14 protein-coding genes are annotated in these 15,318 nt (G+C 71.2%); 7 read left to right on the forward strand and 7 right to left on the reverse strand.

Annotation, left to right across the window (positions count from 1 at the left end; all coding sequences use genetic code 11):
* Positions 1-78 precede the first annotated feature (78 nt).
* Positions 79-420, reverse strand: a complete 342-nt coding sequence (locus AB0M56_RS07690) for a bifunctional 3-phenylpropionate/cinnamic acid dioxygenase ferredoxin subunit (RefSeq protein WP_364172097.1) — start codon at positions 418-420, stop codon at positions 79-81.
* Between the two features lie 167 nt (positions 421-587).
* Here AB0M56_RS07690 and AB0M56_RS07695 point away from each other — a divergent pair, with 167 nt between their 5' ends.
* From AB0M56_RS07695 to solA, 3 genes are all read left to right on the forward strand, one after another.
* Positions 588-1,373, forward strand: a complete 786-nt coding sequence (locus tag AB0M56_RS07695; protein ID WP_364172099.1) for an IclR family transcriptional regulator — start codon at positions 588-590, stop codon at positions 1,371-1,373.
* A 218-nt stretch (positions 1,374-1,591) separates the two neighbouring features.
* The gene (locus tag AB0M56_RS07700) at positions 1,592-3,871 is read left to right on the forward strand and encodes an FAD-dependent oxidoreductase (RefSeq protein ID WP_364172100.1); all 2,280 of its coding nucleotides are present in this window, start codon (positions 1,592-1,594) and stop codon (positions 3,869-3,871) included.
* The gene (gene solA, locus AB0M56_RS07705) at positions 3,868-4,998 is read left to right on the forward strand and encodes an N-methyl-L-tryptophan oxidase (protein WP_364172102.1); all 1,131 of its coding nucleotides are present in this window, start codon (positions 3,868-3,870) and stop codon (positions 4,996-4,998) included. The genes AB0M56_RS07700 and solA overlap by 4 nt, the downstream gene beginning before the upstream one ends.
* Positions 4,999-5,002: 4 nt before the next feature.
* Here solA and AB0M56_RS07710 read toward each other — a convergent pair whose 3' ends face one another.
* Together AB0M56_RS07710 and AB0M56_RS07715 are read right to left on the reverse strand one after the other, a co-directional pair.
* Positions 5,003-5,653, reverse strand: coding sequence for a dTMP kinase (locus AB0M56_RS07710; protein WP_364172104.1), 651 nt, complete (start codon positions 5,651-5,653; stop codon positions 5,003-5,005).
* A gap of 13 nt (positions 5,654-5,666) precedes the next feature.
* On the reverse strand, positions 5,667-6,596 hold the full coding sequence (locus tag AB0M56_RS07715; RefSeq protein ID WP_364172106.1) for an aldo/keto reductase: 930 nt from the start codon (positions 6,594-6,596) through the stop codon (positions 5,667-5,669).
* 72 nt (positions 6,597-6,668) lie between these two features.
* Here AB0M56_RS07715 and AB0M56_RS07720 point away from each other — a divergent pair, with 72 nt between their 5' ends.
* The gene (locus AB0M56_RS07720; protein WP_364172107.1) at positions 6,669-7,295 is read left to right on the forward strand and encodes a TetR family transcriptional regulator; all 627 of its coding nucleotides are present in this window, start codon (positions 6,669-6,671) and stop codon (positions 7,293-7,295) included.
* Here the strand turns inward: AB0M56_RS07720 and AB0M56_RS07725 are convergent.
* Complete coding sequence (locus AB0M56_RS07725) at positions 7,292-7,675, reverse strand: hypothetical protein (protein WP_364172109.1); 384 nt, start codon at positions 7,673-7,675, stop codon at positions 7,292-7,294. The two genes, AB0M56_RS07720 and AB0M56_RS07725, sit on opposite strands and share 4 nt — an antisense overlap.
* A 241-nt stretch (positions 7,676-7,916) precedes the next feature.
* Here AB0M56_RS07725 and AB0M56_RS07730 point away from each other — a divergent pair, with 241 nt between their 5' ends.
* Both AB0M56_RS07730 and AB0M56_RS07735 read left to right on the forward strand, forming a co-directional pair.
* Complete coding sequence (locus tag AB0M56_RS07730; RefSeq protein ID WP_364172597.1) at positions 7,917-8,909, forward strand: hypothetical protein; 993 nt, start codon at positions 7,917-7,919, stop codon at positions 8,907-8,909.
* A 95-nt stretch (positions 8,910-9,004) separates the two neighbouring features.
* Positions 9,005-9,301 carry a hypothetical protein gene (locus AB0M56_RS07735; protein WP_220244044.1) on the forward strand — a complete coding sequence of 99 codons (297 nt, stop codon included), beginning with the start codon at positions 9,005-9,007 and terminating at the stop codon, positions 9,299-9,301.
* 39 nt (positions 9,302-9,340) lie between these two features.
* On the opposite strand, the gene AB0M56_RS07740 is transcribed toward AB0M56_RS07735, so the two are convergent.
* Both AB0M56_RS07740 and ahcY read right to left on the reverse strand, forming a co-directional pair.
* On the reverse strand, positions 9,341-10,243 hold the full coding sequence (locus tag AB0M56_RS07740; protein ID WP_364172111.1) for an acetoacetate decarboxylase family protein: 903 nt from the start codon (positions 10,241-10,243) through the stop codon (positions 9,341-9,343).
* Between the two features lie 299 nt (positions 10,244-10,542).
* Positions 10,543-12,015 (reverse strand): adenosylhomocysteinase, encoded by a 1,473-nt coding sequence (gene ahcY, locus AB0M56_RS07745; protein WP_364172113.1) that lies wholly within the window; start codon positions 12,013-12,015, stop codon positions 10,543-10,545.
* 98 nt (positions 12,016-12,113) lie between these two features.
* On the opposite strand from ahcY, the gene AB0M56_RS07750 reads away from it, so the two are divergent.
* A complete protein-coding gene (locus AB0M56_RS07750; RefSeq protein ID WP_364172599.1) occupies positions 12,114-14,387 on the forward strand; it encodes a hypothetical protein in 2,274 nt (757 codons plus the stop codon).
* 95 nt (positions 14,388-14,482) lie between these two features.
* On the opposite strand, the gene AB0M56_RS07755 is transcribed toward AB0M56_RS07750, so the two are convergent.
* Positions 14,483-15,205: an LPXTG cell wall anchor domain-containing protein gene (locus AB0M56_RS07755; RefSeq protein ID WP_364172115.1), complete on the reverse strand. Its 723-nt coding sequence runs from the start codon at positions 15,203-15,205 to the stop codon at positions 14,483-14,485.
* Positions 15,206-15,318: the final 113 nt, after the last annotated feature.

The raw sequence follows: 15,318 nt of genomic DNA on the forward strand, positions 1-15,318 counted from the left end.
TCCCGAGCAGGTGTGGACGGCCCGTGAAGGTTCCCGGGCGGGCGCTCGGGAACCCCCACGGGCCTCGGGTGGGAAGAGCTAGACGGTGAGCTGGGCGCTGCCCTCGCCGACGACCGCCGGCACCGGCGCGTCGACGAACACCACGCCGTCGGTGACGACCACGGCGTAGGTGCGGACCGGGTCCTTCGCCGGCAGGCACGTCGGCGCGCCGGTGCGCAGGTCGAACTGGGCCGCGTGCAGCGGGCACTCCACGAAGCAGCCTTCGAGCCAGCCGTCGGCGAGCGAGGCGTCCTGGTGGGTGCAGGTGTCGTCGATGGCGTAGAAGCCAGTGGCGGTGTGGAAGACGGCGATCGGGATCGGGCCGTCGATGCGGAGGGACTCGCCCTCGGGCAGGTCGGCGACGGCGCAGGCACGGATCATCGGGCAGCCTCCGGGAAACGGGTCACGGGAACCGGGAGCGGTTCGTGAATGTTGCGCATGACGCGTCGATGTGCACTGTGCGCAACAGTGCGGCCCGCGCGCCCTCATCGTCAAGGGATTCGCCCGCTCAGCCGAACAGATCGCCGCCCAGCCGTTAGTGTTGCGCTATGCGGAACCAGGACTCGGGCAACGCAACGGGAAGTCAAGTTCAGTCGGTCGACCGCGCGATTTTCGTGCTGGAACTGCTCGCGCGCAACGGGGAGTCGGGGATCACGGAGATCGCCGGTGAGCTCGGGGTGCACAAGTCGACGGCGTCCCGGCTGCTGAGTGTCCTGGAACAGCACGGGCTTGTCGAGCAGCTGGGCGAGCGCGGGAAGTACGCGATCGGCTTCGGCATCGTCCGCCTCGCCGGCGCGGCCACCGGCCGCATGGACCTCGCGAAACTCGGCCGCCAGACCTGTCAGGCCCTGGCCGAGGAGCTGGGCGAGACCGTGAACATCGCGATCGCCGACGACGGCGTGGCCATCAACATCAGCCAGGCCCGCGGCGCGGCCGCCATCACCACGCAGAACTGGACCGGGCAGCGCACGCCGCTGCACGCGACCTCCAGCGGCAAGGTGCTGCTGGCCGCGATGACCGTGGCCGACCGCAAGCGCGTGCTCGGCCACGGCCTCGAGCAGTACACGCCGCGCACGACCGTGGACCCCGACGAGCTCGAGTCGGAGGTCGAGCGCGTGGCCGAGGACGGCTACGCGGCCTGCTTCGAGGAGCTGGAGCTCGGCATGCACGCGGTCGCGGTGCCGATCCACGGCCCGGGCGGCGAGGTCGTGGCGGCGATGAGCGCTTCGGGGCCGTCGTACCGGCTGTCGAAGCAGCGGATCAAGCAGATCGTGCGGCCGATGACGGAAGCGGCGAACGAACTTTCGGCGCAACTGGGCTACTACGCCGGCTGATACTCCTCCGGCGTCGAATCGCCCCTGCCGAGGTTCGCGTTACGGGCTTCACCTGCCTGGGCGCAAGCGAAAAACCCCTTCCGCGCGCAGTCTTGACACGTACCCCCGCGATCCCGCACTTTGTTGCAGAAGACGGAACACACACCCCCATCCGCAACCTGGCCCGTGCCCGGCGGGTCGTTCGGCGTGCCCGGTGAACCCGGCCAGGAGGTACCGCGATGGCAGCCCGTCCGCGAGTGGTCGTCATCGGCGCCGGGCTCCTCGGCTGCGCACTGGCCGACGAGCTCACCGAACGCGGCTGGACCGACGTCACGGTGCTGGACCAAGGCCGACCGGCGAGCGCCGAAGCGCCGGGCCTGGTGTTCCAGACCGATCCCGACCGCACGCTGACGCGGTTCGCCCAGTACACCGTGGCCAAGTACAGCTCGCTCACGCTCGACGGCGGCTGGTGCTTCCAGCCCGTCGGCGGCCTGGAGCTCGCGACCACGCCGGAGCGGCTCGCCGAGCTCAAGCGGCGCCACGGCTGGGCCACGTCGTGGGGCGTGCGCAGCTACCTGCGCTCACCGGCCGAGTGCGCCGAACTGCACCCGCTGCTCGACGCGGCGAAGGTGCTCGGCGGGCTCCACACCCCGGGCGACGGCCTGGCGAAACCCCGGCGCGCGGCCTGGGCGCAGGCCCGCCGGGCGACCGGACGCGGGGCGCGTTTCCTGACGGGACAACGGGTTACGGCCATCGAACGCAGTGCCGGGCGCGTGACCGGCGTGGTCACCGGGACCGATCGCTTCCGCGCCGACGTGGTGGTCTCGTGCGCGGGTGCAGGAGCGCCGGAGATCGGACGACTCGTGGAGCTCACCGTGCCGCTCGTGCCCTTGGCGCAGCACTACGCGCGCACCAGCACGCTGCCCTCGCTCGCCGGTGACAACGATGACTTCACCGAGGCGGGCAAGCCGGTCCTGCGCCACGGCGGGCTGACCGTGCGCGAGCACGTCGACCGCCTCGGCATCGGCCACGCCGCGCCCCGCACGGCCGAGCCGTTCGCCCGGGCCGACTTCGAGCAGCCCTGGGCCGAGGCCGCGCGCCTGCTGCCCGCGCTGGATGACGCCAAAGTCGAGGACGGCGTGACCAGCCTGGTCGCGGCCACCCCGGACGGCAGGCCGCTGGTCGGCGAGCACCCGGACCTCGACGGTTTCTGGATCGCCGAGGCCGTGGCCTCCTCGCATACCGCCGGCGTCGCGCGTGAGGTGGCGCGGTGGCTCGTCGACGGGCAGCCGCGGCTCGACCTGCACACGAGCGATCTCGCCCGGTTCGAGCGGGCGCAACTCGCGCCGGACCACGTTCGGGAACGCGCGATCCGGACGGTCGCGGGCATACGGCACGACGAGCCGCGGCGGCCGTTGCGCACTTCGCCGTTCTACGAGCGACACGTCGCTTTGGGTGCGTGCTTCGCGGAAACCGGCGGCTGGGAGCGCCCGGTTTGGTTCTCCGCCAACGAAACCCTGTCTGAGCTCTCCCGCGTGCCGTCATCCGGAGCGCGGACAGCGGGTGCGGAGGCGATCGTCGCGCGCGAGCGGGTGGCGGTGTTCGACCTGACCCCGGCGACCCGGCTGGAGGTCACCGGACCGGGTGCGCTGCCGTTCCTGCAGACGATGACCACCAACCAGCTCGGCCACACGCCGGGTGCGGTCACGTACACGTTGCTGCTCGGCGAAGACGGTGGTGTCCGCAGTGATCTGACGGTGGCGCGGCTGGGCGCCGCCCGGTTCCACGTCGGGGCGAACAGCGCGCTCGACGTCGACTGGCTGCGCCGCCACCTGCCCGGCGACGGCACGGTGCAGATCCACGAAACCACCGGCGGCACGTGCTGCCTCGGCCTGCGGGGACCGCTCGCGCGGCAGGTTCTCCCAGAACTGTCCACAGTAGACGAAGACGCCTTCGACACGTACGTCGGCAACGTGCCGGTGCTCGCGCTGCGCCCGCCCCACGAACCCGGCTGGGAGCTGCACACCAGCGCGGACCTCGGCCGTCTGCTGTGGGACACGCTGTGGGAAGCCGGGCAGCCGCACGGGATCGTCGCGGCCGGATGCGAGGCTCTCACGAGCTTGCGGCTGGAGGACGGCCGCCGCACGTGGGGCGTCGACTTCACCACGGAGCACGATCCGTACGAGGCCGGGCTCGGGTTCGCCGTGCGGATGGACAAGGGCTACTTCCTCGGCCGCGACGCCTTGCTCGGCCGATCGGCCACCACCGTCGGGCGCACGCTGACGTCCCTGGTCACCGGCGATCTCGTGCTGGGCAGGGAACCCGTGTACTTCGAGGGCCACCCGGCGGGCTACGTCACGAGCGCGGCGCGCGGCTACACCGTCGAAAAGAACCTCGCGTACGCGTGGCTTCCCGTCGAATGCGCGAAACCTGGTACACCGGTGGAGATCGAGTACTTCGGCGAACGAGTGCCCGCGGTGGTGGCCGATTCGGCGGAACGGACGAGGAGAACCGCTTGACGCACTACGACGTGATCGTGATCGGCCTCGGCGGCATGGGCAGCGCCGCGGCGTACCGGCTCGCGCAGCGCGGACAACGGGTGCTCGGCATCGACCAGTTCGCGCCCGTGCACAACCTCGGCTCCAGCCACGGCGGTTCGCGCATCACCCGCCAGGCCTACCTCGAAGGTCCCGACTACGTGCCGTTGCTGCTGCGCGCGCACGAGCTGTGGGACGAGGTCGAACGCGATACCGGCCGGCACCTGTTCACGCGCTGCGGCGGGCTGATGGCCGGGCCGCCGGACTCGCGCACGATCACCGGCAGCGTGCTCTCGGCCGAGAAGTTCGACATCCCGCACGAGCTGCTCGACGCGCCGGAGATCCGTCGCCGCTTCCCCACGATGGCCCCGCGCGAGGACGAGGTGGCCCTCTACGAGCCGGGCGCCGGGTTCGTGTCGCCCGAGGGCAGCGTCGCCGCGCACCTGCAGCTGGCCGCGCGCCACGGCGCCGAGCTGCACCACGAGGAGCAGGTGTTCACGTGGAGCACGTCGGAGTCCGGCGTGCGCGTGGGGACGGCGTCGAGCTACTACACGGCTTCGCGGCTGGTGCTGTGCCCCGGCGCGTGGGCGCCGTCGCTGCTGGCCGACCTCGGCGTGGACTTCGAGGTGCAGCGGCAGGTGCAGTACTGGTTCGAACCGGCGGACGCGGCGGCGTTCGCGGCCGACCGGCATCCGGTGTACCTGTGGGAAACCGAGCAGGGCGAACAGTTCTACGGCTTTCCCGCGCACTCACCGCAGGGCGTGAAGGTGGCTTCGCACCTCGCCGGCACGCCGTGCACGGCCGACACGATCGACCGCCGGGTGCACGACGACGAGGTGCGCGCCGTCACCGGCCTCGTCGGCTCGCGGTTGCCGGCGCTGGGCACGTTCCGCCGCGCCGCGACCTGCCTGTACACGAACACGCCCGACGAGGACTTCGTGATCGCGCGGCACCCGGCGCACCCTCGCGTGGTCGTGGCGTGCGGGTTTTCGGGGCACGGCTTCAAGTTCGTGCCGGTGGTCGGGGAGATCGTGGCCGATCTGATCGTCGACGGGAGCACGACGCACCCGATCGCGTTGTTCGACCCGGCACGTTTCGACGAACGCTGACCGCTCAGGACAGCAGCGACTTGGCCAGCGTCGGCAGGTCGACACCGGCCACGCCGTCGAGCACGTGCCACGGCGCGAGCCAGCCGGCCGCGGCCAGCTCGTCGTACACGGCGGCGCAGCGCTGCTGCAGGGCGTCGTCGGATTCGAACGCGTCCCGCGCGCGCTCGCTGTCCGTGGCGGCGCGGCGGACGGCGCGTTCGGCGGCGACCTCAGGGGACACCCGCAGCAGCAGGTGCGCGTCGGGCCGCGGGAGCGCGAAGCGGTCGACCTCGAGGCCCCACACCCAGCGCACGACGTCGCCGTCGGCGTTCTCCCGCAGGCGTGCGGCGGCATACGCGGCGTTGGAGGCGACGTAGCGGTCGAGCAGCACCACGTCGTTGTCCGCCAGCAGCGCGCGGATCTCGTCGGCGGCGCCGCTGCGGTCGAGGGCGTAGAGCAGGGCCATGCCGTAGACGGAGTCGGCGAGGTCGCCGTGGCCACGGTGCAGGGCCTCGCGCACGAGGTCCGCGTGGATGCTGCGGCCGTACCGCGGGAACGCCAGGCTGCCGACCCGCGCGCCCCCGCGCTGCAGCTCAGCGGTGAGCCCGTCCGCGAGGGTGCGCTTGCCGGCACCGTCCAGACCTTCGATCACGACCAGTCGCCCCACGGGGCTCACCCTAGGACAGGCGCTACCGGGACCTCGGCGGGGTGACGCCGTAGGACCAGTTGTGGTCCAGCGCGACCTCGCGCTCGCCGATGACGGTCAGCGCGTCGAGCCGCTTCAGCTCGTCGCCGCTGAGCTCCAGCGACGCGCCGCCGGCGTTCTCCGCCAGCCGGCCGAGGTGCAGCGTGCCCGGGATCGGGACCACGTCCGGTGCCTGCGCGAGCAGCCACGCGAGCGCGACCTGGCCGGGTGCGGCGCCGTGGGCCGCGGCGATGTCGCGCACGGTCTCCACGGCAGCGAGGTTGGCCTCGAACACCTCCCGGGCGAACCGCGGCATCTTGCGCCGGTAGTCGTTCTCGGGCAGTTCGTCGAACGACGTGAGCTTGCCCGTCAGCATCCCGCGGCCCAGCGGGCTGTACGGGACGACGCTGATGCCGAGCTCGCGGCACAGCGGGAACACCTCCTCCTCGATGTCGCGCGACCACAGCGACCACTCGGTCTGCACGGCAGTGATCGGGTGCACGGCGTGCGCGCGGCGGATCGTGTCGGGCGCGGCCTCGCTCAGGCCGAGGTGGCGCACCTTGCCCTCCGCCACGAGCTCGGCCATCGCGCCGACGGTCTCCTCGATGGGCGTGTCCGGGTCCACGCGGTGCTGGTAGTACAGGTCGACGTGGTCGGTGCCGAGCATCCGCAGCGAGTGCTCGATGCGCTCGCGCACGTACTCGGGGCGGCCGTTGATCACCGGTCGCGTGTCCGCGGTCGGGCCTTCGACGATGCCGAACTTGGTCGCCAGCACCACCTTCTCGCGCCGACCGGCGATCGCCTTGCCGATGATCTCCTCGCTGGCGCCGTACCGGTCGGAGGTGTCGACGAGGGTGACGCCGAGGTCCAGCGCGCGGCCGATGAGGGCGTCGGCCGTGTCGTCGGTGCGGTCAAGTCCACACCCGTGGACCATAAGTCCACGACTGAAGCCTTAGCAACCCGCAGTTGTCCCGAAGCCGGGACCAGGGCTCGTACCCTGGCGACCATGAGCCCTGATTCGACGCCGAAGCGCCGGGACCCCGTGGCCACCCGCGCGGCGATCCTGAACGCCGCCCGCAAGGCGTTCACCGAGCACGGCTACGACGGCGCCGGCGTCCGCGAGATCGCCGGCGCGGCCGACGTGGACGCGCGGCTGATCGGCAAGTACTTCGGCTCGAAGGAAGGGCTCTTCGCCGAGGTGGTGGAGGTCGCGTTCGAGAAGTCGACGATGATGACGCCCGAGCTCAACGCCGAGGCGGCGCGCGCCCTGCTGACCGGCGACGACCAGCACGCGTCCGACGGACTGCTGCTGACCCTGCGCTCGGTCGCCAACCCGCGTGCGGCGGCGATCATGCGCGAGAGCATCGAGCGCAACTACCAGAGCCGGCTCGCCGACGCCCTCCCCGGAACCGACGCGACCGGCCGCTCGGCACTGCTGATCGCCATCTGCGCCGGGATGCTGCTCAACCGCATGCTGCTCGGTTCGACCGTGTTCACCGGGCCCGACGCCGAAGGCCTGATCCCTTTCCTGCACGCGGCGCTCGACGCCGTGGCCGTCGCACCGGACGAGACGGTGGTCGACCGGCGGCCCGGCGGGAGGGACGGCACCGCCGGGCCGGCCGGTACGCCTTAGGCCGCCTCGCGCCGCGCGTGCAGCAGGTAGCCCCCGCCGCCGGTGAGCAGCAGGCCCCCGAGGATGAGCAACGGCAGCCAGCCCGAGTCGTGGTCCTCGGGCGGCGGGGTGTCGCCGCGCGGCAGGACGTCGGCGACGAGGCGGACGGCGTGCGCCTCACCGGTGCCCGACTGCGGGACGAGGTGGGCGTTGCCGACGCCGGAGGGCTGCGCCGCGCTCGCGCCCGGTGCCGACGTCAGCAACGCCATGCCGACGAGCACCACGAGGGCCAGGACCCGGCCCGCGGTGCGTACTCTCTCGATCCGGACCCGGCCACGACGGACGGCCGCCCGGGTGGTGACGGGTAACTGCTCGGCGAACACCGGCACGGACCTCCCCACCCCACGACGTGACCCTCGGTCGTCACAACGGTGAACAGTGCGGTCACGCGGAGCAAGATGCTCTTCCGGTGATCAACGCGTTCCGGGTCAGTCCTGGAACACGGAATGGGCACCCTTGCGTGGCCAACCACCCCGAACGGGGGTCGGAGCGGCTACCGTGCGCTGCTAACGTGAACGTTCCGCGGTGTTCACGGCCGGCGCACGCAGTGATCTCCACACTGGTCTGGTGAAGGGACAAGCGGTGTCTCGAGACGGGGAAGGCGCACTGATCATCGAACCTGTTCGCCGTGGCTCGGGCGATCTGCCCGCAGAGCTGGCCGACGCGTTGCGCACCGGCGAGTTCCACCACGCCCTGCGCACGGCCATCTCGCACCGGGGACTGTCGCTGGCCCGCCTGCGCGCCCACCTGGCGCTGCGCGGCGCCCAGATTGGACAGTCGACGCTCAGCTACTGGCAGCGGGGGCTGCGCCAGCCCGAGGTGCCCAAAGCGTTGCCGGCCGTGCGCGCTCTGGAGTCGGTGCTGCAGCTGCCGTCCGACTCGCTGGTGGTGCTGATCGGCCCGCGCACCGCCCGCCCGCGCGGTCACCAGGCCGCGGTGTCGTTCCACGACCTGCGCTCGGGCGACATGGGCTCGATCGTCGACCAGCTGCTCACCGACCTGGGCGTGCTGCCGTCGTCGAACCACTCCAACGCCGACCTGGAACTGCTCTCGGTCCACGACCGCATCACGGTCGACGAGCGCCGCCGCCAGGTCAGCATCCGCACGCGCTTGGTCACGCGCGCCCGGCGGCACGGCCCCGACCGCTACGTGACCGTGTACAACGGGGACCCAGGCTGCAAGATCGACGACGTCGAGCTGATCACCGCCGAGGGCTGTCGCGTCGGGCGGATCCGGCGCCACCCCGGCGGCGAGACGATGGCGACCGAGCTGCTCTTCGACCGCAAACTCGGCGAAGGCGACATCCACGTCTTCTGCTTCGAGGTGCGCGACGACTCCAGCGCGTTGTTCCCCGGCTACTACCGCATGCTGCGCGACCAGGCCGCGAGCTACCTGCTGCAGCTGCAGTTCGCGCCCACCGCGATGCCTGCGCGCTGCACCCGCCAGGTCCGCGCGCGCGACGACGCCCTGCCCGTCGAGGCCGAAGAGCTCCCGCTCGACACGGGTGGTGTGACGAGCGGCTACTTCCGCGACGCGGGACCGGGGCTGGCCGGCATCGCCGTCGAGTGGAACTGAGGCGACCGGTGAACAGCCGGGCCCCGACCTGCGTTGACGGGCCCCGATGCCGCGCGCACGATGAGTTTTCGGGGCAGCCTCACCAGGAGCCGGATATGAGTTTCGTGCAAGTCATCGAGTTCAAGACCTCACACCCGGACGAGCTGAACGAGCTCATGGACGAGTGGAAAACCGCGACGCAGGGCAGTCGCACGGCCACCCACGCGGTGGTGATGAGCGACCGCGACAACCCCGGGACGTACATGGAGTTCGTCGAGTTCCCGTCGTACGAAGAGGCGATGCGGAACTCGGAGCTGCCGGAGACCGCGAAGTTCGCCGAGCGGATCGGCAAGCTGTGCGACGGGCCGCCGGTGTTCCACAACCTCGAGGTGATGCGGGACGAACGGCTCTGAGCGGCCGGGCGCCGCGCGGGTGACCCGGCCGCCACCGCGTCAGAGGATGATCAGATCCGTGACGCTGTAGGACAACGAGCCGCGGAAGCCCGCGCCGGTGCGCTGCGGCGCCAGGTCGGCCAGCTCCTCGGCCTGCGCCGGGAAGAACGACAGCTCGCCGGTGCCGGTCCACGTACCGGCCACCTGCGGAGTGTCCAAAACGGACTGCGTCAGCTCGTGCACGGCGGGGTTCTGCTGCTGCCCGGCCGTGAGCCGCGGGAAGTAGCGCAGGTTCACGATCGGCCGCCCCAGCGCCGGGATGGTCGGCGCGGTCTTCTCGAGCGTCACGCGCGCCTCGGCCAGCTGCCGGCCGTTCGACGACAGCGTGGCACCGAACCGGCCGCCGGGGCCGACCACCGGGCCGGCCTGGCTCGGCACGCCGAACGCGCGGGTCTGGTGCACGGCCCCGATCTTCTTCGGGAAGCCCTGGATCCAGCCGCGGGCCAGCGCCTCGTCGTTGTCCACGTAGATGAACGGGCACCACGCCACGGGCGAACCCTTGTGCACGGCGTCGAGCAGCACGAGGAACTCGCTGTACTGGCTGCGCACCGGGTCGAGGTACTCGTTGTCACTGGCGGAAAACTGCCAGTCGATGAACAGCGCGTAGCCGTGCCCTGAGCTCGCCGGGTCCGGGTCCAGACCGGTCGGCAGCGACGCGGCCGCCGCGGCCGGCGTGGTCCAGAACTCGACGCCGACCACGTCACCCACGTAGTGCCACGGCGGCGTCGGCGCGAGGTTGGCCACCCCACGGGCGCTGAGCGGATAGCTGTAGCCCTTGAGCCGTTCGTTCACCGGCGTGGTCGTGGCACCCTGGGCGGACGCGGGAGTGCTCATCGCTCCCGCCGCCACCGCGGCCAGCCCTCCGGCGAGCACCCCTCTTCGGCCCACTTCTCCTGCGGACAAGGCAGATCCCCTTCACTTCGACAATCCCCCGGCCGCCGTGTGCGGCCGCTCCTCTTCGAAGGAACCACGGGAGCGCTCCGAACGGGTCCGGACGCGGAGAGGCCGGAGCCCAGGAGGCAGACCCGAAGCGGATCTTCGGGCACATCGGACGTCGTGGACTTGTCATCGATCGGGGAACCGGAGTGCACTACGGGGTGGTCCGAACCAAGCGGGCGTCCACTGTGGATGACAGGCACTGCCAGGACGCCGAAGCGGCGCCCGGAAAACACTCCGGGCGCCGCTTCGGCTGTGCTGACCGCTCAGTAGCGGTAGTGGTCCGACTTGAACGGGCCTTCCACGTCCACGTCGATGTACTCCGCCTGCTCCTTGGTGAGCTTCGTCAGCTCGCCGCCCAGCGCCTGGAGGTGGATGCGCGCCACCTTCTCGTCGAGCTTCTTGGGGAGGCGGAACACCTCCTTGTCGTACTCCTCGTGCTTGGTGAAGAGCTCGATCTGGGCGATGACCTGGTTCGAGAAGCTGTTGGACATCACGAACGACGGGTGGCCGGTCGCGTTGCCGAGGTTGAGCAGCCGGCCTTCGGACAGCACGATGATCGTGTTGCCGTTGGGGAACACCCACTCGTCGACCTGCGGCTTGATGTTGATCCGGTGGATGCCCGGGTAGCGCGCGAGGCCGGCCATGTCGAGCTCGTTGTCGAAGTGGCCGATGTTGCCGACGATCGCCTGGTGCTTCATCTTCGCCATGTGCTCGACCATCACCACGTTCTTGTTGCCGGTGGTGGTGATCACGATGTCGGCCTCGGGCAGCACGTTCTCGAGCGTTTTGACCTGGTAGCCGTCCATCGCCGCCTGTAGCGCGCAGATCGGGTCGATCTCGGTCACGATCACGCGCGCGCCCTGGCCGCGCAGCGACTCGGCCGCGCCCTTGCCGACGTCGCCGTAACCGCAGACCACGGCGACCTTGCCGCCGATGAGCACGTCCGTGCCGCGGTTGATGCCGTCGATCAGCGAGTGGCGGATGCCGTAGCGGTTGTCGAACTTCGACTTGGTCACGGCGTCGTTCACGTTGATCGCCGGGAACAGCAGCTCACCCGCGGCGGCCAGCTGGTAGAGCCGCAGCACGCCGGTGGTGGTCTCCTCGGTGACGCCGCGGATGCCCGCGCCGATGGTGGTCCACTTGGAGTTGTCGGCAGCGACAGACGCGCGGACCAGCTCCAGGAAGACCTTCCACTCGTCCGAGTCGTCCTCGTCGGCGGGCGGCACGACGCCGGCCTTCTCGTACTCGGTGCCCTTGTGGACGAGCATGGTGGCGTCGCCGCCGTCGTCGAGGATCATGTTCGGACCCTCACCGTCCCAGGTGAGCATCTTCTCGGTGCACCACCAGTACTCCTCCAGCGACTCGCCCTTCCAGGCGAACACCGGTACGCCCTTGGGCTCCTCGGTGGTGCCGTGCGGGCCGACGACCACGGCGGCGGCCGCGTGGTCCTGCGTGGAGAAGATGTTGCACGAGGCCCAGCGGACCTCGGCACCCAGCGCCACCAGCGTCTCGATGAGGACAGCGGTCTGCACGGTCATGTGCAGCGACCCGGAGATCCGCGCGCCCCGCAAGGGGTAGACCTCGGCGTACTCACGGCGCAGCGACATCAGGCCCGGCATCTCGTGCTCGGCGAGGCGGATCTCCTTGCGGCCGAACTCGGCGGCCTCGAGGTCGGCGACGGCGAACTCGATGCCGCCCCGGGTGTCGTGCCGCTTGGCAACGCTTTCGGGGGTCATAGTGCGGTTCCTCCAAGGATTGATGGCATCTGAACAGTACCGTTGTCGGCTTGACGTCCCCCCGACCGGCTTAGGAGACCCTTACCGTGCCCGCCCCGCTGCCCGGCCCCGACACCCGCATCGTCGAGCTCAGGGTGGCCGGACTCGCGGGCACGAGCGGCGAGACGCTGCTGGACGCCGTGGCCACCGTCGACGTCGCCGGCGACGGGATCGGCAGGGTCGTGCGCCCGGCGGACCGGCTGCGGCGCCCGGCCCCCGGTCCGATGGTGCCCGCGCTGGGCCGGTCCATCCCACGCACACTCGAAGGATACCTGTGGAGCCGCATGACCTCGGGCGGCGCCGCCAAGGCCACGTGGGCGCTGCTGTTCCCGTTCTCGCTGGCCAACGTCGCGTTCTGGATGCTGCCGCCGGTGCACCGCGCCCGGTGGCTCGGCGGGCTGTGCCGCGGGCTGCTGCGCGTGGTCGCCGTGCTGCTCACGATGCTGCTGATCGGGCAGGTCGCCGCGACCGTGCTCGACCTGTTCGCCACGCAATGCCTCGCGCCGGGCAGCGGCTGTCTGCCGTGGGTGCCGTCGTGGCTGCGCTCGGATCCGGCGCGGCTGACGATCGGCGTCGCCGTCCTGTTCGCGGTGATCCTCTTGCTGCACCGGATCTCGTCGTCGAACTGGCAGGTCAAGGCCCCTGAGCCGCGCGCCCGGCGCGGCTCGCCGCTGCAACTGCTCGCCGACCCGGAGGCACCCGGGATGTCCGCGACGCACACGGTCGCGGCCCTGGCCTGCGTCGCGTTGCTGCTGCTCGGCGGACCGCTGCACGTGCCCGACGACGTGCCCCGGTTGATCGGCTGGATCTGCGGGCTGGGGCTGGTGGTCGCGGTGATCGTCGGCGCGGCGATCGGGAGCGACCCCGGACGCATCGCCCGGCGCACGCTGATGACCTTCGCCGCGGCGCTGGTGATTTTCGCGGCGGTGCTCGCCGCGCCGCTGCCCGCGCGCGGCGGCCTGCGCGGCACCGACGGCACGGTCGAAAGACTCGGCGCGGCGCTGGTCGCGATCACCGTCCTGTTCGCGCTGGCCCTCGTGCCGATGGCGCTGCTCGCGCGAACGACTTGGAAGACGCGCCCGAAACGGCTGCGTCCGTGGCTCGGCGGCTGGGCGGCGGCGCCCGTCGTCACGCTCGCGGGCCTGCTCGGCGGTGGCTTCGGCGCCGGGCTGGGCATCGCCGTCCGGCGGCTGCTGGGCACGGGCGGGCTGCGGCTGCCCGACACCTACGAGCTGATCACCGTGCTGTGGGGCGCCGGGCTCGCGTTGATCGCGGTGCTCGCCGTGGCCGGGTACGCGATCGCGGTGCCGCTGCGCCGGCGTCGCCGCGGGATCCCGGCTCTGGTCGAACTGGTGCAGCTCGACGCCAAGCAGGAGAAGGTCGCAGCTCGCGCGTGGGCTCGCTCCGCGTGGGAACGCCGGCACCTGCACCAGCTGGCGATGATCGTGGCCATCGGGCTCGGCGTCACCGGGCTCGCGTTGCTGGTCGTGCGCTTCGGCTTCGACCTGCGGCCAGCGTGGTTCACACCGGTGTCGGCCATCGGTGTGTTCGCGCTCGGCGGGTTCGCGGCGGGCCTGCTGCGGGTGGTCTACTCCGCCGCGCGCACACCGGAACGCAACCGGCACCTCGGCGCGCTGTCGGACCTCGTGTCGTTCTGGCCGCGCGCGGCGCACCCGACCGTGCCGCCGTGTTACGCGCTGAAGGTCGTGCCCGAACTGGCCGAACGCGTGAAGGAGCACCTCACCGAACCGGGCACGCGCGTGGTCCTGTCCGGACAGAACCTCGGCAGCCTGCTCACCGTGCTCACGGCCGCGCGCCTGTTCACGGATCTGACCCCCGACGAACGCGACCGCGTCGGCCTGCTCACCGCGGGGTCGCCCCTGCAATGGGGTTACCAGCGCGCGTTCCCCGCGGTGCTGCCACAGGATTCGCTCGCGACGCTGTTCGGCGACCTCGACGGCCGCTGGCGCGCGCTGTGCCGCGGCACGGACATCTTCGGCGGCGGCGTCACGACCTGGCGGCACAACGTTTCCGGCCGCCACCTCATCGGCGACGGCTACCTGCCCGAGGGCGGCTCGGGCGCGCTCGAAGCGACACCCGAGGAGTCCGGCGTGCTCGTGCTCGGCGGCGACCACTGGCTGCCCGACCCGTTGCGCGCGCCCGATGGCCGCCACCGCTGGGCCCCGGGCGTGCTCAAGCACACCGACTACCTGGCCGACGCCGAATGGGACCAGGCGCTCGCGATGGCCGCGGGGCTCGGCCGCCCGAGCGGACGCTCGCGTCTGCTCGGCGAGCAGGGCTCGCTGTTCGGCGACCTGCCCCGCCCGCGTTGAAAACCCTTGTGCAGTAACAAAAAGACCGGAGGGGATCCCCACCCGTGGGCAAACGGGCGAGGATCCCCTCCGGTTTCAGGAACCCGAAAAGCAGGTCAGTTGGTGCTGCGGCGGAACTTCAGCAGCGCGAGCAGGCCACCGCCGACGACGAGCAGCGCGGCGGCGATGTAGATCAGCCACGCGTTGTCGAAGCCGGTGTTGGCGAGCTGGCCGCCGGTGCCACCGGTCTCGTTGCCGGCCGGGGCGGCGACAACGGCCGAGGTGCTGGCGGGCGCCTCAGTCGGGGCGGCCTGAGACGTGGTCGGCACCGACGAGGTTTCGGTCGGCTGCGTGGTCGGCGTCTCCGCCGGCTTGGTCGGCTGCGTCGTCTCAGTCGGCTGCGTCGTCTTGCCGATACAGGCGAACCAGTGGCTGATCGTCGCCTGCTGGCCACCACCGTTCAGCGGCGAGCGGAGCTTCTCCCACGGCGGGGTGGTCGCGAGGTCGCGCTTGCCGGGCTCGTAGACGTTGTACCCATCGCCGCCCTTGACGACGATGGCCTCGACGGTGACACCGTCGGCGACCTTCGTGATGTTGAGGTACTTGTCCTTGCTGGTGCCACCGGTGAAGGTGAAAACCGTCGCGGCGTCCTCCTGCTTCACCAACGTGCCCGGCAGGTGCGCGCCGGCGCATGTCGTGACGTTCGCGCCGACCGGGTTCGCGCGGGTGTCGTCGGAGTGGCACGCCAGCGCGGCGGTGGCAGTGCCCAGCAGCGCCAAGCCGGTGACGGCAGCGACTGTCAGACCTGCGCGAAGGGGTCGTCTGGTGATCGTGGGCATTCAGAAAGCTCCTGTACCGAACGGGGGATACGAGCGAAGAATTGTGCACTCCCAGTGAGGATCGAAACCACTTACCGTATGAATCACACACGAGTGATTAACCCACCAGAAGG

Origin of the sequence: Amycolatopsis sp. NPDC051372, assembly GCF_040682095.1 — a bacterium.
In the GTDB taxonomy this organism is placed as follows: domain Bacteria; phylum Actinomycetota; class Actinomycetes; order Mycobacteriales; family Pseudonocardiaceae; genus Amycolatopsis.